The organism is Paenibacillus sp. JT22N12, from assembly GCF_056269365.1.
Map to the genome: position 1 here is coordinate 110,343 of NZ_JBWDNU010000007.1, position 19,794 is coordinate 130,136.

Genomic DNA, 19,794 nt, shown 5'->3' on the forward strand with positions numbered 1-19,794 from the left:
AGAAAATTTTGGTAGAGTCCCTCTGCCACTATAACATTATACAATGGGTCAATACTAGCGTAAAGAGGAATCTGTGAATATGTTCCAAAGTATTCTCCACCGCTTGCTGTCGGTGTTTGCGTCTCGTTCATGTAATTAAACGCAGCAGGTTTTAAAAAGTTGCGATACCGGAAAAAAATTTTCAAAATAATTTCATTCGGCATCTGCTTAGACATATCGTTCGGTGACGTATTATGTAGAAGTCTCCCTGCTCTCACACATTGGTAAGTATAGCTTGAATACCCTGTTTCCGTCGATATCAAACATTTCCCATTCTAAATGAGAGTTTGCCGAATACGTATTATGTCATTGTTGTCGTGGTCCTTATAACGGAATCAAGGCTGCCTGGCAATCCAGACAGCCTTGATTCGCTTTGCTTAGGTCAATTTAGGCAGGCGTTTCGTATCAGCAAGCAGCTTTCCGACAATAATGGATGCATCTGAGCGAAGCAAATTAGATTGCGGTTCGAATACATATCCTTTTTTCAAGTCGCTTGTATCGACCGGTGAACCCTGAATATATCCTTTGTTCGCCACAGCGAGCACTGACGCTTTGGCATAGTAACTAATATCGCCATAATCCTTAAATGTTTTCTGCAAAGCTTTATCGATCTTCGCTGGATCCGTTTCAAGCTTGAGATCCAGAGCGCGAGCTATAAATACAGCTGCATCTGCCCGGCTTAGATTAGCATTCGGTTCGAAGGTACGAGGCTGCGTTCCCCGGATTAGCCCTTCTCTAGCCGCTGTTTCAATATAACTATAATCCCATAATGCATCCTGATTAATGATTGGCGCAACATCATCGAAATGCGGTTTGCTAAGCTCGTAGTTAAGCGGAATATCCAATGCTTTTACCATCATACGGGTGAATTCACCGCGCGCCGTATACATGTCAGCTCCAAAATCATCAAAGTTTGCTGCGTTCATGACACCTTTGGAGAAGATAGCCTCCATATAATTTCTGGCGTATGGATGATTGGTAATGTCAGAGAATGAGTATACCATTTTGGCAACAACATAATATCCAAACTGATCAAAAGGAACGGTAATGGTATTTTTCTTGGTATCCACAACACCGCCAAGATTCACCCAGAACTTGTTCTTCACATCATAACGGAACACCGTGATGATCGTTCCTGTAGTATCGCGAATACTTGGATCAAATGCCAATGTCAGGCTTCCGCGCTTGGACGATACAAGCTCACGATCATCCGGCCTGTCATCATAAGTTGGTATTTTAGTACCACCTGGACCTTTGGCTCCTGGATATTGATACGGATCCACACCCATTGTAAGGGGGTCGTAGCCAGGTGTTGTCAAGTCATCCGCCAATCCGGCATCTACCCAGAAGACAGGACTTGATTTGGAGAAACGGGTTGGGAAGGATACTTTAAATCTTGTCCCAAAGTTCTGCATAATCAAGTCAAAGTCTGCTGGCGGATTGTCATACTCGCGACGGTCAACCACGCCATCTTCCGGATTGGCAATTGCAAACAGCAGTTTATGGCCGGAGAAAACCTGGTTCTTGAAATTGCTTGGCACATTGAAATCACGTCGGATGAGAGCTGCACCTTTAGGGAAAGTAAGCGTTAAAGCTCCTTCAAAAACCTTGTTGGAACTTTTCATATCGTCCAGAATTTCAGCACCGGGTATATTCGTTGGTGTGTATGTCACATTTATAAAGCTGGTGATTTTATCGCTTGCATTCTCGATGGTGAAGCTAATTTTGTTCACACCGGCTTTGAGCCCGGTAACCGTTGATTTGAATGCATTCGGATAATCCAATTCGTCCGTGATAACGCCATCGTTATTGTAATCATATTCGAACTTCTCAGCTGCTATTTTATTAATTGTAACTTTATCAGCGCCTCTGGCATTGATAATCACATCAACAAAGTTTTTATTAACGATACCTTCGGCTGGCAGGTATGGACGTAAAACCTTGTATGGAAGCGTCGTTGGATCAACTTCCATGCGGTAGGTTGCTTTGGGACCGGTTGTACCACTGTTATAAACATTAAACAGATAAACGCTCGAGCTGCCATCAGCATTAAGCTCCTGCCTCTTCAGAATAAAAGAGAACTGCTGGTTAGCCAGATTATACTGCACAACCAGATCGCCATTAATGGTTGCATTCGCTGGGTAGATCCCCACTGGCGTATCCCCATTAACAACCATAAAAGGGTCAGAGAGCTTCCATTGAATATCATTTGCAAGCGACGCTCCACTGATATTCAGGATATAATCGTCGGCAGGCGAATGACCACTAACCACCGTCAGAAGAGTGGCCATCTTACTGGAAACTGTTCCTGTACCGGATGTCGGATCGTAGGTTTCTCCAAGATCAATAAAGTCGAAGGTTCCGAAAATATTCATGTAAGGCTCGGTTGTCGTATAGATCGAACCCTGCTTCGGAAACTTCGGATCGTTTGCGATCGGTTTGGGATCTGTAACTGCGCCATCATAGGTGAACGGGTAAACTCCCGATGCTTGTGCCGGTATGATAGGCAAGTTGGTCGGAACAAGATTTACTTTTACAACTTTCTCATAGTAGCTCTTCGTACCTTGAAACACAAATTTGATTATGTTCTCACCGCTAAACATAGCGTTAAATGCGTCCGCAGGCGCGCCGTCCAATATAAAATGTGTATCATGAACTCCATTGACAGGTTTTAGAGCGAACGGAACATTATTAATGTAGAAGTAAATAGTCCGCGGACCAGTAGCAGCATCGGCAACATACCGGATTTCATCCGTATTGTTAATATTCTGCAATTCCCCCTGAAATAATCCCAGCTTGGAATTGTCTGGACTGACACCTGCTGCACCAATAATCTCAGCTACGCGATCCCCCAGATCTTTGGTTGAATCATCGTAGACAGTCATTGTATCGTAAATTTTGTTATAGCTTGCGAATGGCCCGAACAACAGTGTAAATTTGGCAGTTGATTCTGCTCCTGTATCAACTTTCATGGAAATCGTCTGAGTGCCCTCAAATGGCATCTTGGCAAATTCAAGCACAACACGGCGGAAAGAAACACTTTGACCATCGACCATTCTCGTGATGATCGTATCTGATATTTCCTCTGCATAATCCTCTGCTTTTGGAGTAGATGATCCATCCTTCTTGTTGCCGTATAGATCCTGGATACTCGTAATATTCAACGACTGGCTCCCACTACCGGGATTGCCAATCAACACTTCAATCCCGATTGGAAGGCCATAAATACTTTTACCCTCCAAAGGTACACCTTCTATTCCCTCAAAGGCCGTCGGCTTATAGCCGGGCAAGTAATTGATTTGGCTGATAAAAGGCGTTTCTCCATCACGAAGTGAGAAATACAGGGCATCGGTCCCCTGCTGGATGTCAGTTGAGCCAACATGCCGATTATATTCATTATCCGCCATGAGCTTAACATTGTATAACTGATCCAGTGTCAGATCTGAAGCAGCACCGAGATCAATTTGATACTCATAAATAAAGAAATTGTCTGTTTCGAGCGGTGTACCAACCACCGAAACGGAGGATATATCCCCCGTTATATCTGTATAAGTCGCAGCAGTCGCAAGCTTAATACTAGCTTTTAGTGAACTGAGGACGTTAGGATCGCCGCCCAGCGATGCGATTGGATTCGGGTGCGGCAGCATAACGGGAACAGGAGGAGTTCCTGTCATCACTTCATATCTGCTGTTGGGAACAATAACTTTACCCGTTATCATCAAATTATTATCTCTATCGATTACCAGATTCGGACTGTACTCCAGCGCTCCCGAATTGGCAGCATCAGGAGGTGAAGTAACTTCATTGATATTCACATCGTAGAAGGTAACGTTGCCATTATAAAAGGCGATTTCACGCGTTGTCTGGATAACCTGAGTGCCATTTGCAATTTTGAAGGTAACCAGGTTTTTTCCTTTTTTAAGATTGATCGGCGCAGCAGCGAATGTATTGTCATTCGTATTATTGACCGAATAGGTTTTGCTGCTGCCATTAACAACTACCGTTACTTGCTGCGCATTCGGAGCTTTACCTGTGATGCTGATATCAGCGGTATTGAGGCCTTTGGAAGCGCTGGATTGAACGACCGTTGTTCCGTTCTCGATAATCGGATACTGATTACCATCCAGACTTGCTGTTAAATCGTAAAGCATCGGACCATTACGGTACTCAAGAAAGATCGAGTTTGTAACTTCCCCTCCGCCCTGTGTGCCCTTGAACGTGATCTTGTTCAGACCGGGAAATAGTTGAATATTGAATATCTGGATACTGAACCCGTTAAGGGAAACATTGCTTGTCAGGTTCTCCCGCTTGCTGCCAACTTCTTCGGTCGAAGGATTGACGATTTGATAGACGTTATAAGAAATAGACGACGGATCTACGTTGTTAATCGTTCCTTGCAATGTGATACGCTCGTCTGTCGTAATACGCGGTGAACCGATCTGGTCGCTCTCTGACGGGAATGTAAAATTCCCTGTCGCTGCTTCTGCCGTCTTAACGCTGCTCATAGGCAGTAGTGAAATGACTAAGGACAGCAACATAACCCACATGCCTAATTTCTTAATCACAGTAAGCCTCCTCCACTCTTTTGCACCCAAATTTCAATTAGTTGTAATGTTGTTATCGGTGCGAAACTGGAAAAAGTTTAGACATTTCGGATAAAAAAAGCTCCTTTACAAAACAAAAAACTCCACTTCGCGATGGAAGAGGAGTTATATTTATCCAACCCTAATTATTGGAAGCCAATTACAATTGGCATTATTTCGTTCGCGATTGCTCCGTACGCATGAACAGGCGCTGGATGAAATTGATGAGCGGTCGCCTGGATTTGTCGACGATTCCAATCAGCTCAGCGCCTATCTGCAAGACGAAAACCAGGATCAAAATAACGACAAAGGTGATCCAGTTGGCCGCGACGGACTGTACGATCGTTGACTGAATAATCGCGCAGAGCCCGAAGAATGAAGCAATTGCGTAGATAATCAGCACTGTCCGGCGGTGGCTGAATCCAAGCTCGCGCAGACAATGATGCAAATGGCCTTTGTCCGGTGCGAAAATCGGTTTCTTGTTGACCCAGCGGCGCACAATGGCAAAGAAGGTGTCCGAGAGCGGCACGCCAATAATGAGAAGCGGCGTGACAAAGGAAACGACTGTCACTTGTTTAAAGCCAAGCATGGATAAGGTGGCTAAAGCGAATCCGAGGAATAAAGATCCTGTATCGCCCATGAAGATTTTGGCGGGATGAAAATTATAGACGAGGAAGCCAACTACACCGCCCAGCAATAACGCACATAACAGAATGACCGGTGCAAAGCCCATGATTGCGGCCATAATCAGGATCGTGCCGATCGCAATACCTGATACGCCGGCAGCCAGCCCATCCAATCCGTCGATAAGATTAATAGCATTCGTGACGCCAACGATCCACAAAATCGTTAAGGGAATACTGATCCATGCGGCAATAGGCTGCATTGATTCACCGAATGGAATATTAAGCAGGTCGATCTTGACGCCAAAGCCAAATACGACCACACACGCTGCCGCGATTTGACCGAGAAGCTTTATTTTAGCGGAGAGCTCGAACCGGTCGTCAAGCATGCCAATTACGACAATAATGGAGCCTCCTGCGAGAAGGGCGTTGATAATATTCAAATCATAATGGCGAAGCATACCTTCAGGAATGAATGGTTTGATGACGAAATAGGCAATTACAAAGGCTCCAAATATACCTAGTCCGCCCAGACGAGGCATTATACGCGTATGAACTTTGCGATGATTAGGCTTGTCTATAGCCCCGATCTTGAAAGCCAATTTAATAACAAACGGGGTTAACACGAGCGCTATACAAAGTGAAACTGCAAATCCGATTCCATAAAGAATGCCTTCAGCCATCTCCATCTCCCTTTCGTAAAACATAAGCATGCGAAGCTTCAGTCACGCTTACATTTGGGGCGAAGAAACAATTATCGTCGTCACTCGCAGCAGTACCGTACCGGGACAAAAGCTTTCATTATCAAGTCGGTCGTGCATGACGCCAGCCGTTTCTTCCAATACCGCCGGAATGAATTATACTCCGAATGAAAAAGAATCGCTACTCCCATTTTCAAGCGATTATAGCGGTTTACTAGCGATTTCTAGGCAGCTTTGCGGTGTTTCCCAATGTTTCCTTTATCTCGCATCACTTTCACGACGAATTTCGGCAGAGCGAACATCCTCCGGTATCTTGAGGGCTGCTGCAAAAGCCGGTAGAGCCATTCCAAACGCAGCTTTTGAAAAAGCTTGGGCGCTCTTTTCAATACACCGGCAATAACGTCAAAGCTTCCTCCAACGCCCATCATAACCGGTACATCGAGGGCTCGTTTGTGTTTGGCTATCCATGGCTCCTGATTATCTACCGCCCGTGCGACAAACAGCATATCCGGCGCACAGTCCCGAATTTGCCTAATGACCTCTTCGTCTTCATCCGGCCCGAAAAATCCGTTGCGATAACCCGCTATCGTTAGCCCCGGATATTGCTGCTGAAGAATATCGGCGGTCTTCTCAATGGTTTCTTGAGAAGTCCCCAGCAAAAACACACGCCATCCGCGAACATGCCCTTCTTCAAAAAGATGATGCATCAAATCAAAACCTGGCACCCGCTCTGCAACCGGCTGGCCGATATGAGAGGCTGCCCATACAACACCCGTGCCGTCAGGGACCACCAGGTCGGCGCCCGCCATCACATCGTGGAAATGACTTTGTTCCAATGCCGCCATCACCATAATGGGGTTCCCTGTTATAACTTGTGTCGGTTGGCGTTGTTCAATACATTCAGTTAGCAAATTTACAGTATCCTGCATATTCAGCTTGGAAAAACGGATGCCGTATAGCGAAACCGTCGGCACACTTGCCAAGGCAGACTGACTCATTTATGGTTGTCACCTCTATTAGATTAAACGCAAAAGCTCAATAATTTGTTTCGCGGGTCTGCGCGCTTCCTGTTTTAAGAGGGCGATCGCCTTGCCGTGCTTTGCATGCCAATCCTCGGGATCATCCAGCAGATTGAGCATTCCGGCAACGAATTTCTTCGTATCCAGCTGCTCCGTTGTTCCAATCGGCTGAAGGTCTATGCGGTTCAGAAATTGATCAATCTTGGGATCATAGGACAATCCCAGCATAGGCACCGATTGGTTGGCCGCGTAGATGAGCGCATGCAGGCGCATGCCAAGCAGTGCGTCGCACTGACTGACCTCCAGCAGCATCTGCTGGGGATCATCCAATGAGCCGGCGATCTCAGCGGAGCTTCCGCTGCCGGTAAGGTCGCCAAGCTGCCCGATCACCCGCTCTGATGCCTCTGCATCAGATGGCGTGTGAAAAGGCAGGAACCGCAGCCGCACCGGCCGGCTGCGGGCCAGCGAGCCCAGCGCGGCGGCCACGCGCGCAAGGTCGGCGCCGTCCGTGCGCCATGGGCGCACGGACACGCCGACCAGCGGCAATGGCTCCGCCGCTGCTGCAGGCGCAGGGCCCGGGCCCGCGGCTTCGCCAGCGGTCCCAGGGCCGACTGCCGCCCCGGCGCGCGAATGCGCCGCGCCGGGAAGCGGCAAGCCCATAACCGGATCGGGTACAACCTCGATCCGGTCCACAGCCACGCCCATCCGCCCAAGCAAAGCGGCGGATTCGGCGTCTCTGACGCTGATGTATGCGCTGCGGCGCATCACGCCACGGATCAACCGGTCCATCCACCGGCGGTTGACCGGTCCGATACCCTGGGAATAAACAAAGACCGGCTTGCGAAGCAGCTGCGCCAGGCGCATAACGCCGGTGTAATAAGGGATTGTCTTCGCGCCTGTCGCATCCTGCAGCAGGCTGCCGCCGCCGCTGATCAGCCCTTCGCTGCCGCGGAGCGCGCCCAGAACCGCTCCGGGGCGCATGCGATGTACGGCTTCTACGCCGTACATCGCCGCGGTCCACGCCGGATCGACCGATAGAACGACCGGTACAATCCTGAGGCCGGCCTTGGCACCTTCTTCTTCAAGGGCAAACAGAATCGATTTCAATACCGCTTCATCGCCGCTGTTGCGGAAACCGTAGTAGCCGGAAACAACTATGCGCCGGGTTTGAACTTCATTTTCTCCTGCGCGGAGCGGGGTACCCATCGTTTCCAGACCCCCTCCAGAACCTGCCAGACCGCAATCATGACAAATCCGATAATAGCGCCCAGCACCAGACCAAGCAGCACGCGGATAACGGAAATATGCAGCGGCGTATGAATATGGGCGAAAGTATCGACCATAGACAGCTGCCCAACCGCTCCTACAATAAACAATACCCACGCCGCGCGATAACGAAGCGCCAGGAACAGGCCCAGGAAAAATAAGGGATGCGCAAACAGAAACTCTTTGTTGCGCGGCCGCACGCCGAAGGTCGACTCCAACGTATTGCGCAGCAGCACTTCGATGGATGTCGTTTGTCCTTCATTGCCAGTCCGGGACAAATAATACATTCCGGCTGCACCAACAATGACAGCCACGACAACGCCAAGAACCGTAATTTTCATCGTTAGCAGCCGGCGTAAATTGCCCATTACAGATTCGCCTGTATAAAGAAATACATACAAGGCGGATAATCCGATTGGCGCCAGATGAAGCATGCTTACTCCGCGGAACTGCTCCAGAACGAGCGAATACGTGATATTATTCAATAAACCGGTAACAAATGGAATGCCTGCAAGAGAAATGACCGCCGTTGCGGCGAACAAAGCAATCGCCATGGCAAGACGGCGTCCGGCTCTGATTCCAGGAAAAAGCCACTGTGCCTTCACTTGGACGACGGACTCCGAAGCTCCGCCTACAGGCCTCCTGTTGCCCACCGTATGTGCCTGCACACGCCTGATAGCCCATATAATAGCGAGTGTCGGAGCGCTGATAGCAGCTCCTAATGCCAATCCCTGCTCCAGGGCTGATTTGGAAAGAACATATAATCCTGCGCTGCCGATCAAGCCCAATACGAATACCGGTATAGCAACCCCCGGTATGAACGCACTGATCAGGAGCGTAATAAAGGCGATTGCGCCAAGGACGACAACGGCTTTGAGCGGCTTGTGCCAGGATGGCGCTTCATAGTCGAATGCCACTGCTTTGCCCGGTTGGAAACCAAGCTCACCAAGCTTCTTGATTGCCCCTTTTTCCTCGTCATTGCCTGCCAAAGCTGTGTACAGATTGTCCAGCGGGTCCGTAATGGCGGACTTATTCGCACTGCTTATCGGCGATCCATTAATATAGAACATGCGGATGCTGCGGTCCTTCGCCGCCAGATGGAAGCGGTCGGCAATGGCCTCCGATTCCATTGAATAAGCATCACCTTCCGAAAGTGAGTATAAACGGGTTACATTATAATGCGTCAGATAGGCGAGCGTGCTCATCCCTTTTTGCTGCTTGGAGTTCTCAATCGCCGTAATGCCGATGCCATACTTGTTCAGAATTTCGGCAAAGGTATATAAGCTGCTCTTCTCGGCATTGTCCTCGTAACCTTTGACAGCATCTCCGTCAAACAATACACGCGTCACACCCAGTTCTTTATAACCGGCAAACAGTTTTTCAACCGCCGCTGCGTCAAAAGGCGTCCGGTCGGACAAACGCGGCAGAATTTGAAATCCGGCATCATGCAGCGTCTGCACAGCAAGCGGATCGGGATTCATTTGCTTTAACACCGCATCCTCCATCGGCGTTTCAATCACAAGCCCTTCGTGTCCTCCGAAGGACCATGGAGAAGCTTGGATATCCCAGCTTTTGAATGTACTTGTGATGAGATCCCGGTATGCCTGAACCTCCTGCGGCCCATTAAACAGAACATAGGTGAAGTTCTCATCGCTTTCCGGTGGCTTGCCTTCCAATTCTCCTGCTTGATCCGAATTATACAGGGAAAGGCGTCCAGCCCAGCGCAGTTCCTGGAGGGAGCTTTCATACAAAGCCATCGTCGTAAAGCCTGCATCTTTCATACGACCGAGCTGCTCCTGGATAAACGACTGCGGACGCGCTTTATAGGAAGCGATTTGCACCAAGTCGCGATAGTCGAATATATATTCAACCTGCTTGGAGGTTTTCTCCATCTGCCAGCGGGTTACGCCGAGCGGCAAAGCCGCGATAATGCCAATTACAACAAGCGCCCACAAAACCGTATGCGCCTTGCGATTCCATTGCTGCCACCTTCGTTGCACGCCTTCCACTCCCTATGCCTTGTTGTCCACTCTAGCCATGACCGCTTGCGTCAAACGTTTGAGGGCATCCGTTGCTTCGTTCTGGTTATTTGACCGCACGGCAAAATATACTTTGATTTTCGGTTCTGTTCCGGAAGGGCGCAGGCAGAACCATGAACCGTCCTGCAGCATGTATTTCAATACATTTTCCCGGGGCAGACCGTCAATTCCAAGGGAATAATCCAGCACTTTGCCGACCGCCGTTCCGGCGATTTCCACAGGCGGATGATTACGCCAGTTTTCCATAATGGAAGTGATCTGCTGAACACCGTCGATCCCCTTCAGAGTACGTGATTCCAGGTGCTCCAGGTAAGTACCGAATTGTGCATATAATTCCAGCAGAACATCGTACAGCGTTTTGCCTTTGCTTTTATAGTAGGCAGCCGCTTCGCAAATATACAAGGATGCGATGACTGCATCCTTATCACGCGCATATGTACCTGCAAGATACCCGTAGCTTTCTTCATATCCGAACAGGAAAGAATGCTCCCCGGTTTTCTCGTATTGAGTCATTTTCTCGCCGATATATTTGAAGCCCGTGAGCGTATTAACAACGCCGGCTCCATAATGACGGGCGATATCAGCGCCCATTTCGCTCGTTACAATCGTCTTCACGACAACGCCGTTGTCAGGTAGCTGCCCGCGCTCCTTTAGGGTGCTCAGCAGATAATGAACCATGATGGCCCCCGACTGATTGCCGGATAATACCACGTACTCGCCCTCATTGTTGCGGACAACCGCGCCCATGCGGTCGCAATCCGGATCTGTTCCTACTATTATATCCGCTCCAACCTGATGAGCCAGCTCAATAGCCAGCGTGAATGCTTCACGTTCCTCCGGGTTTGGCGATTTCACTGTGCTGAAATAACCGTCCGGCTGCTCCTGCTGTGCAACCACATGAACATTAGTGAAGCCTGCTTGCGCGAGCACATGGCGAACCGGCATATTGCCTGCGCCGTGAAGCGGCGTATAGACAACCGAAAATTTTGCTCCCGCCCCGCTTTTAAGCAGATCGCTGTTCAGACTATGCGAAACGACCGTATTAACATAATCCTGATCCTCTTGATCCCCCAGCCAAATGAGCAGACCGCTTGCCTCTGCTTCCTGCTGGCTGATACGAAGGACTTTATCAAAACCGCTCACCTGCTGGATTGCGGCGATTACCTGCTCGGCATCCTCGGGAACCAGCTGGCAGCCATCAGAACCATAGGCTTTATAACCATTATACTCCGGCGGGTTATGACTCGCCGTTACGACAATACCGCTTGTTGCACCAAGTGCTCTCACGGCAAAAGACAGCTGCGGAGTTGGACGCAATCCTTTGAACAAATAGGCCTTCACACCGTTTCCGGCGAGCACAAGCGCGGCTTCCAAGGCGAATTCCGGCGAGAAGTTGCGTGAATCGTGGGCGATAACGACAGAGGGAGTGCTGCTCTTGGAAAGCGTCCATGCTGCCAGGCCCTGTGTTGCTTTTCCAACTGTATAGGCATTCAGGCGATTCGTGCCCGCTCCCATAACACCGCGCAAACCGCCGGTTCCGAATTCAAGATCACGATAGAAGCGGTCTTCGATTTCTTTGTCGTTGCCTGCAATGCCTGCAAGCTCTTCCTTTGTCGCCGAATCGATGGCCGGATCGTTCAACCATGCCTCGTAGCGTTCCTTTGCCGTTTGTACCATTCCTATCATTCCCTTCTCTCCACAAAAATAAAGTCTCTTCTATATTATATAGTTGGAATGGACAAATCCATGGACCGTTTGACTCCTTATTCGTTGGGGTCTTTAAGGGCAAACATAATTTCGCCTTCTGCGACAATTTTCCCATCGACCTTGGCGGTAGCCTGTCCTTTGCCGATGATGCCTTTAAACCGGGTGATCTCAACCTCAAGCGTCAAGGTATCCCCTGGCGTAACCTGTCCCCGGAAACGGAAATTATCAATGCCTGCGAAAAACCCGAGTTTCCCCTTATTGGCTTCCACCATCAGAATAGCAACTGTTCCCACCTGGGCGAGCGCTTCAACGATCAGTACGCCCGGCATAACCGGATATTGGGGAAAGTGACCGGTGAAGAACGGCTCATTCATTGTTACATTTTTGATGCCTACAGCCCGTTTTCCCGGCTCCACTTCAAGAATGCGGTCAATCAGCAGAAATGGCGGACGGTGCGGAATAATCTCCTGAATTTGTCTAATATCAAGCAGCTGAAAAAACTCCTTTCGTGTTTCACGTTTAAAATCGTTCGAATTGTGCCACAATAATGTCATCCTTCATGAAACTGCAGTCGTGGAGGTTGAGATAAGGGGTTTGGCCTAATGACCGAAGCGTCATATGGCCAAGCTCCTTTTTTAATGTATAAGCAAAGTATAATTCCCATCATACTTTGCTTATATTTCAAGGGGAAAAGCCTGCCTTCGCCAAAGGACGGCGCTTACTTATTTCTCTCTTGTAAGACGACGCACCTCATCAAAAGGATGGGGGCAACAGAAGGAATGTCCATCGCCACGTTTTCGGGAAGAGCCCTGAAAGCCGATTTATTCGGCTTTGCCAAGTTTCTCCTCCTTGTTGAGAGCGACAAACAGGAAAATATAAATAAATGCTGTGATAAACGAAAAAATAATAACAGCCCACAGATAAGCAGTGGCATATGAAAGCTCAAAGAAAATAAACATGATCGCCACGTAATAAAGCACCGTTGTCAACTTGCCCATCCAGTTGGCCGGTACCGTTTTTTTCCCCCGAAAATGAAAGAAAGCAGAACCTATGATCATCCCCAAATCTCTAATGAAAATAGCCGCACCCGCGCTCCAAGAAATAAGTCCGGTGAAGAGCAGCGACAAAATGACGGTGATCATCATCGTTTTATCTGCCAATGGATCCAGCATGGAACCCAGATTCGTCACTTGATTATTCCTGCGCGCTAAATATCCATCCAGAATATCGGTCAAACCGGCGGCCACCATGATGAAAAATGCCGTAATCATATGTCCTGCTGCAAAAATGAAGACGTAAACCGGAATTAATATAAACCGCAGCATTGTCAACATATTCGGCAGATTCAAACGCTCACGCCTCCTTATTTTTACTGGATGACGCTTCAAAGTTCCTCAACCATTATACCTCTAGCCCAGGAAAAATAAAACTACTTCGCTATGCCGCTGCCCTCGTTTCCCCACGGTTTTTATGCTTTCCATCCCATTTTCAATCCGCCTCGCCAAAGTCAAATCAAATGAAAACGTAACGCCCGTTTACAAAAAAGATACTGTCCTGGTCTAAACTTTCCTTCCATACTGACCGAAAATGATAGTACACCTAAGTGTAATTACTTGAAATCTGTCCAGAAAGCAAGCTAATTGAGTCAGGAGGATTAAAAACATTTTGAAAAAAACCATCCGTAAACTATCTGTTACCGCACTGGTCTTCGTTCTCTGCATGACCGGGCTCGCATCCGTCGTTGGTGCGGCAGCGGAAGTCACCTTGTCCAAATTATTGCTGTCCGCAAATGAGCTTTCACTGGAAGTCGGCGACAGCTCCACCTTGACAACCACTGGTGTATATTCCGACGGAACGACCAAGAACCTGACGGCCCTCGCGGACTGGAGCGGCGAGAAGGCATCGATAGCCACCGTATATAATGGAACCATTACCGCCAAATCGGAAGGTTCCGTAACCATAGTTGCTGCTTATGGAGACTTGGTGCAATCCGTTCAAGTTACCGTAACCAAGAAGGTTAAAGCCTTGACGAAAGATACGCAAATTCTTAATCTCCGCAAAAATGAATCGGGTGCGATCAAGTTGACCGCCACGTATAGCGACAACTCGACTCAAGATGTGGCAAGCATCGCGGATTGGTCCTCCAGCAACGAGAAGGTTGCGACTGTTTTGAACGGCAGCGTGACAGGAATCAGCTCCGGCTCCGCAACGATTACCGCCACACTCGGCAAGAAAACGGTGACCATAGATGTCAATGTAGAGCTGGTCAATCGCATTGCCGTAAACAAATCCAAATTGTCCTTGCTGCTTAAAGGATCAGAAACCGTGGTTCTTACAGCGACATACCCGGACGGCACTACAAAAGATGTGACGGCCGATGCCAAATGGTCTTCCAGCGACGATCAGGTTGCTGATGCGCTTAAGGGCGTCATTACCGGCTATGCAGCGGGAACAGCTGTTATTACAGCCTCCTATGGCACAAAAACGACAAGCATCACTGTCGATGTCGACAAGACAATCGCATTGAATGTGGACCAGGACAGCATCTTCCTTCATATTAAAGGCACACCCCAGCAATTGAAGGTAACCGCCCAATACGCCGATGGCCGCAACTCAGATATCACGAATGAGGCGGAGTGGACCTCCAGCGACGAAACGGTCGCATATGTCAGCAATGGACTGGTTACCGGTTACAAGTCGGGCTCCGCTGTCATAACTGCCAAGTACAACGGCAAGTCGGTTGACATCGACGTCGATGTTGAAGTCGTCAATCATCTGGATGTCAGCCCGGTTAAAGTCGTGATGAGTGCTGGTGATACCGGCAATCTCGCACTGATTGCGACCTATGCCGATGGAAAGCCCGAAGATATAACCGAAAAAGCCGACTGGAGCTCGGATAATGAGGATGTAGCCTACGCATCCAAAGGCTTGATAACGGCCTATAAGTCAGGTACCGCCCAGATTAGCGGCTCCTACGGCGGAAAAACGATCAAGGTAACCGTTTATGTTGATGTACCAAGCAAATTGACTACCAGCTCCAAGGAAGTGAATGTGGAGGTTAATGGTGAATACCAAGCTACTCTAACAGCCGTATACTCCGACGATTCGACCGCAATCATAACATCCAAAGCAAAATGGACAACATCGGACGAAGCTATTGCCGAAGTCGAGGCCGGCAAAATTACCGGACTTGCTGAAGGCACAGCTACAATCACAGCCGATTATAATGGCGTGACTGCCAAAATAACCGTCAAGGTTGGGTTGGCCAAAGAGCTTGAAGCCAATGTTACATTGGTCTCATTGGCTCTTAACGATACGGAGCAAATTACTTTGGAAGCAACCGACGCTTCCGGAAAAGTCACAGACGTTACCTCAGACGCAAAATGGAGCTCCAGCAGAGCGACGATTGCTGATGTGAAGAAAGGGCTCGTCAAAGCCATAGCGAAGGGAACAGCGACCATTACAGCCACTTATGGGGGGCAGAGCGCTGCTATCGCGGTTGAAGTCGACCAGATCACCAGAATCGAAGCATCGGTATTCAACGTATCGCTCAAATCCGGCAAGTTCGAGCAGATTGCCGTTACAGTGACTTATAACAATGGTAAAATCAAGGATGTCACCGCACTTGCAGAATGGAAGACATCCAATTATTTGGTGGCCACCGCCAAAAGCGGTAAAATCATGGCAGTCGGCTACGGTAAAGCATCAATCTCCGCTACCTATGCGGGTAAAACGGTCAAAGTGCCAATTGATGTGGACACCTTGAAATATTTTGAAACGAGCGAGGTCAGCCTGACACTCACTCCTGGCAAGCAAGTACAGGTGATCTCGACAGCTACTTACGCCGACCAGACCGAAGCGGATGTTTCCAAAGCCGCACAATGGGCTTCCTCCAAAGTGACAGTTGCCACCGCTAAGGACGGCATCATCAAAGCGACCGGCAAAGGGAAAGCGACCATAACCATCAGCTTTGCTGGCAAGAAGGCCAAAATTCTCGTTACCGTCAATTAATTATATTTGACACAATTCAAAAAGCCGATCGCGGAATGCTCCGCGATCGGCTTTTTACTCAGTCACTTAAAAACCATACTCAGACATGCAAATAACCCTCTGCTCCAGGCGAGCAGAAGGAAATAAATGGGACAAAACTCTACGAATCAGCAAATATTAGATCATACATATGCTTCCAGGTGTCCCATACAAATATGTCTTCTCCAGCCCTCTTCCCGAGCATGGAATAGCCAATGTACATCCCGCCAAGTATCGCGATGATACAAAGCGCGGGTACGATGCTTTTCCGCAGCAGCCAAAACAGGATGCGCAGCCCAGGATTCCTTCTGGAACGCGTATTCTTGCCCACCTGCCGCTCGTCGCCAGCCTCCTGGCCACGCTGCTTGCGCGAATCATCCTCCGCCTCCGGCGTTTTGACGTTATCCGGAGCGGCACGGAGCAGGTTTTTTCGTTCCGGCCGTGAAACACCTTCCGTTTCGATAGCCGTCTGTTTTTTTATTTCCATTTCAGTTCACTCATTTCTAAGCGCGCATGTTGTTCGCGAGTCCCATCATGGTATCACTTGAGGACAACGCTCTAGCGCTTAACTGATAAGCGCGCTGCACGTTAATCAGTTCGGTCATCTCATCGGTTAAATCAACATTGGATGCTTCCAGATAACCCTGGTTTACAGAGATGTCATTGTCAGGAGCAGCCGTCACGGTGCGAAGAACATCCGCTACGTTTAATCCGTCCGCAAGGGCAAATAGATTATCGGCAACCGGCGAGAGCAGAGACGGTTTTACTGCTTGAACGAGCTTCAGCTGGCCAAGCGCCAATGTATTACCGTCAGCCAATACTCCCAGTACGGAGCCATCCTTGTCAAACTTAACCGACTTCACTTCAGCCGGTATCTCAATACGCTGATCATTGGTATCCAAAACAGGATACCCTTCCTTGGTTGTTAATATATTCATGCCATTATTGTCAAATGTCAGCTGAAAAGCTCCGTTGCGCGTATACGCCAGATTACCCGCGTCATCGGCCATCACCTCAAACAATGCATCGCCTTGTATCGCCACATCGTAAGGCTGATCGGTTTGCTGCAGCTGGCCCTGCGACAGATCCGGCTGGACCATTGTAAGGCGCGAGCCCCATCCCTGGTTGAAGCCCAGCGGCGTGAGCCTGCCAGGCTGCGTGAAAGCCTCCGGCTGCTGCTTCAAGGTGGTAAGCAGATCCTCGAATGAGCCTTGCTTGCGCTTATAACCGGTTGTATTAGCATTCGCAATATTATCGGCGAGTATGTCCAGCTTTTGCTGCAATCCGTTCATGGATACCATGGCATTGATCATTGAACTGTTCATGAGCCGTCTCCTTTGTTATACAGGCTTCCATCTGCTTGGAGTGCCTGCGGGGCTTATACAATACGACAAGGTCTAAACACGGCCCACTTCGTTAACTGCTTTGTCCAAGCTGCGGTCGTAAAATTGAATCACCTTCTGATTCGCCTCATAAGCCCGCATGGCTGACATGAGATCAACCATGGATTGTGCCGAGTCGACATTCGAACGCTCTATGTAGCCTTGGCGAACCTCCACACGGTCAGCCGCATTCACAGGACGCGCATTGTCGGCATTGCCATTCAACGCGAATTTGCCGTCACCGCCACGCACCAGTTCATTGGGATCGTCAATCCGTGTCAGCAGAAGCTGTCCGACATTGGAATCGGGTCCATGAACAAGCTGATTCTGTCCATTCAACTCCAACTGGTTCAATACGATTCCCTGCGGCAGCTGAATCGGCGCTCCATCGGTTCCAATCACTCTTGTTCCATTGGCTATCCGGACAAGAAATCCCTGCCCGTCCTGCCTGACCTGATTCATCGCAACACCCTGAGGAAACTCAATCGGCTCTCCACCCGCTCCCAGCACTCTTGAACCTGCCGACAGAGCCAGGAAACCCTGATCCCCTAACGTCAGCTGGTCCATCGAAATCCCCTGCGGCAGCTGAATCGGCGCTCCATCCACTCCAAGTACTCTTGAGCCGTCGGCCATAGCCAGAAATCCCTGCTCGTCCAGCTTAAATGAACCATCGCGCGTATACCGCGTTTCTCCACTCACATCCTGTACCGTGAAAAAGGCTTGAGGCTGAAAAGTCAGCTGCCCATCAGGCGCTACATTTTTCCCGGATTCATCAAATTGAATGCCCGGCACTTCGATATCCGATAGTATGGCAAAATCAGACGGCTGACCGGTTTGCGTCAGATCGCCCTGCAGCTGAATTTGCAAGCTCTCCTCGGCAAAAACACCAGTGTTGATTTTCCCGATCGGACCGTTTGAATTTTCTGTTCCTGTGAGCTGCAGCAGCATTTCCGGAAATGACCGGGTGACTGCGTTATTTTGCTTATAACCGGGGGTATTTATGTTCGAGATATTGTTCGTGACGGTATCGTGGCGATGCTGCTGGGCAATCATGCCCGCTGCAGCCGTGTATAGACCTCTTAACATGGACTTGGAACCTCCCGAGAGCTTCTACCGTGAAAGCTGGCTTCGCAAACCTCAACCCAAGCTTTCGCCAGAAGCGCTGACTTCGTAAGTATATGCTGTGTTTGTTCAAAGAAACACATGAAACTGGCGAAACGAATACATATACCTATATATCGGCAGGAAAATGAGCGGGGTGAATAGTATATTCCTAAGTCTTTAGGCTCATTTACGCTTCTCGGCACGCCCCCCTTTTGGCGTCCTACCCAAGCGCAACCTGGCTCTGTTCATCTGTTGGCGAGTCTGGAGAACCAAGCTTATTTCTTCATCCGGTCCAAATGATCCAGCAGCAGCCCTGTTCCCTTTACTACACAATGCATAGGGTTCTCAGCGATAAGAACCGGAACCCGCAGTTCTTCTGCCAGCAGCGTATCCAACCCGCTGAGCAGTGCGCCGCCTCCGGTAAGAATAACGCCGCGGTCAATAATGTCTGCCGAAAGCTCGGGCGGAGTCTGCTCCAGCACGGATTTGGCTGCCGCCACGATGTGCGAGACCGGTTCCCAAAGCGCTTCCCTTACTTCTTCGGAGTGAATCGTGACTGTAAGCGGCAAGCCCGATACCATATCCCTGCCGCGAATATCGACTTCTTCCCTGCGGCCGTCCTGATAAACCGTTCCGATCTGAATCTTGATATGCTCGCTAGTCCGCTCGCCGATCAGGAGCTTGTACTTGTTTTTGATATACTTCATGATCGCCTCGTCAAATTTGTCCCCGGCGACCTTAATAGAAGAGGCGGTAACGACATCGCCCATAGAAAGAACGGCTACATCTGTCGTTCCGCCACCAATATCCACGACCATATTGCCGCTTGGCTGATAAATATCCATTCCGGCGCCGATCGCGGCCGCTTTAGGCTCTTCCTCCAAGAATACGTCCCTTGCTCCGCTCCGCTCTGCTGCCTCACGAATTGCTTTTTGCTCCACCGATGTTATATTAGTGGGGGCGCAAATAAGAATTCGTGGGCGGCTGTACCACGAACGGCCGCCCACACGATCAATAAAAGACTTCAGCATGATTTCGGTGATTTCAAAGTCTGCGATAACGCCGTCGCGAAGGGGCCGGATGGCAATGATATTGCCGGGCGTACGCCCCACCATACGATGCGCTTCTTCGCCAACAGCGAGCACGCGCTTTGTTTCGCTTTCGATCGCCACGACCGAAGGCTCATCCAATACAATGCCCCTTCCTTTCACATGAATGGACACATTAGCCGTGCCTAGATCAATTCCAATGTCCTTGCTAAACATAAGTCTGAAGTCCCCCAGAACGAATAGTAGTCGATGC

At 49.3% G+C, this 19,794-nt stretch carries 13 protein-coding genes; 1 reads left to right on the forward strand and 12 read right to left on the reverse strand.

Annotated elements, in window-relative coordinates; translation table 11 throughout:
* Nucleotides 1-416: 416 nt before the first annotated feature.
* From AC0YOA_RS23880 to AC0YOA_RS23915, 8 genes are all read right to left on the reverse strand, one after another.
* Nucleotides 417-4,604, reverse strand: coding sequence for an S-layer homology domain-containing protein (locus AC0YOA_RS23880; protein ID WP_475788776.1), 4,188 nt, complete (start codon nt 4,602-4,604; stop codon nt 417-419).
* Nucleotides 4,605-4,794: 190 nt separating this feature from the next.
* Nucleotides 4,795-5,928, reverse strand: coding sequence for a glycosyltransferase family 4 protein (locus AC0YOA_RS23885; protein ID WP_210039277.1), 1,134 nt, complete (start codon nt 5,926-5,928; stop codon nt 4,795-4,797).
* A gap of 242 nt (nt 5,929-6,170) precedes the next feature.
* Nucleotides 6,171-6,944, reverse strand: a complete 774-nt coding sequence (locus tag AC0YOA_RS23890; RefSeq protein WP_475788777.1) for a WecB/TagA/CpsF family glycosyltransferase — start codon at nt 6,942-6,944, stop codon at nt 6,171-6,173.
* 18 nt (nt 6,945-6,962) lie between these two features.
* Complete coding sequence (gene csaB / locus AC0YOA_RS23895) at nt 6,963-8,171, reverse strand: polysaccharide pyruvyl transferase CsaB (RefSeq protein ID WP_475788778.1); 1,209 nt, start codon at nt 8,169-8,171, stop codon at nt 6,963-6,965.
* A complete protein-coding gene (locus AC0YOA_RS23900) occupies nt 8,120-10,231 on the reverse strand; it encodes a DUF5693 family protein (protein WP_475788779.1) in 2,112 nt (703 codons plus the stop codon). Before AC0YOA_RS23900 ends, csaB begins: the two co-directional genes overlap by 52 nt.
* 12 nt (nt 10,232-10,243) lie before the next feature.
* Nucleotides 10,244-11,956, reverse strand: a complete 1,713-nt coding sequence (locus tag AC0YOA_RS23905) for a phospho-sugar mutase (protein WP_475788780.1) — start codon at nt 11,954-11,956, stop codon at nt 10,244-10,246.
* Nucleotides 11,957-12,033: 77 nt separating this feature from the next.
* Nucleotides 12,034-12,468 carry a 3-hydroxyacyl-ACP dehydratase FabZ gene (gene fabZ / locus AC0YOA_RS23910; protein ID WP_210039279.1) on the reverse strand — a complete coding sequence of 145 codons (435 nt, stop codon included), beginning with the start codon at nt 12,466-12,468 and terminating at the stop codon, nt 12,034-12,036.
* A 330-nt stretch (nt 12,469-12,798) separates the two neighbouring features.
* The gene (locus AC0YOA_RS23915; RefSeq protein WP_475788781.1) at nt 12,799-13,326 is read right to left on the reverse strand and encodes a CDP-alcohol phosphatidyltransferase family protein; all 528 of its coding nucleotides are present in this window, start codon (nt 13,324-13,326) and stop codon (nt 12,799-12,801) included.
* A 316-nt stretch (nt 13,327-13,642) separates the two neighbouring features.
* On the opposite strand from AC0YOA_RS23915, the gene AC0YOA_RS23920 reads away from it, so the two are divergent.
* Nucleotides 13,643-15,988: an Ig-like domain-containing protein gene (locus AC0YOA_RS23920; RefSeq protein ID WP_475788782.1), complete on the forward strand. Its 2,346-nt coding sequence runs from the start codon at nt 13,643-13,645 to the stop codon at nt 15,986-15,988.
* Between the two features lie 139 nt (nt 15,989-16,127).
* Here the strand turns inward: AC0YOA_RS23920 and AC0YOA_RS23925 are convergent, their stop codons facing one another.
* The 4 genes from AC0YOA_RS23925 to mreB all read right to left on the reverse strand — a co-directional run bounded on the left by AC0YOA_RS23925 (nt 16,128) and on the right by mreB (nt 19,757).
* Nucleotides 16,128-16,493, reverse strand: a complete 366-nt coding sequence (locus AC0YOA_RS23925; RefSeq protein ID WP_475788783.1) for a DNA-directed RNA polymerase subunit beta — start codon at nt 16,491-16,493, stop codon at nt 16,128-16,130.
* A gap of 16 nt (nt 16,494-16,509) precedes the next feature.
* The gene (locus tag AC0YOA_RS23930; RefSeq protein WP_475788784.1) at nt 16,510-17,331 is read right to left on the reverse strand and encodes a flagellar hook-basal body protein; all 822 of its coding nucleotides are present in this window, start codon (nt 17,329-17,331) and stop codon (nt 16,510-16,512) included.
* 72 nt (nt 17,332-17,403) lie between these two features.
* The gene (locus tag AC0YOA_RS23935) at nt 17,404-18,474 is read right to left on the reverse strand and encodes a flagellar hook-basal body protein (protein WP_475788785.1); all 1,071 of its coding nucleotides are present in this window, start codon (nt 18,472-18,474) and stop codon (nt 17,404-17,406) included.
* Nucleotides 18,475-18,767: 293 nt separating this feature from the next.
* Nucleotides 18,768-19,757: a rod shape-determining protein gene (mreB, locus tag AC0YOA_RS23940; RefSeq protein ID WP_210039033.1), complete on the reverse strand. Its 990-nt coding sequence runs from the start codon at nt 19,755-19,757 to the stop codon at nt 18,768-18,770.
* Between the last annotated feature and the right edge of the window lie 37 nt (nt 19,758-19,794).

Excerpts from the sequence above, each read along its gene's own strand:
- AC0YOA_RS23885 (WP_210039277.1), bottom strand. The coding sequence starts at position 5,928 with ATGGCTGAAGGCATTCTTTATGGAATCGGATTTGCAGTTTCACTTTGT.
- AC0YOA_RS23890 (WP_475788777.1), bottom strand. The coding sequence starts at position 6,944 with ATGAGTCAGTCTGCCTTGGCAAGTGTGCCGACGGTTTCGCTATACGGC.
- csaB (WP_475788778.1), bottom strand. The coding sequence starts at position 8,171 with ATGGGTACCCCGCTCCGCGCAGGAGAAAATGAAGTTCAAACCCGGCGC.
- AC0YOA_RS23905 (WP_475788780.1), bottom strand. The coding sequence starts at position 11,956 with ATGATAGGAATGGTACAAACGGCAAAGGAACGCTACGAGGCATGGTTG.
- AC0YOA_RS23925 (WP_475788783.1), bottom strand. The coding sequence starts at position 16,493 with ATGGAAATAAAAAAACAGACGGCTATCGAAACGGAAGGTGTTTCACGG.
- AC0YOA_RS23930 (WP_475788784.1), bottom strand. The coding sequence starts at position 17,331 with ATGAACAGTTCAATGATCAATGCCATGGTATCCATGAACGGATTGCAG.
- AC0YOA_RS23935 (WP_475788785.1), bottom strand. The coding sequence starts at position 18,474 with ATGTTAAGAGGTCTATACACGGCTGCAGCGGGCATGATTGCCCAGCAG.
- mreB (WP_210039033.1), bottom strand. The coding sequence starts at position 19,757 with ATGTTTAGCAAGGACATTGGAATTGATCTAGGCACGGCTAATGTGTCC.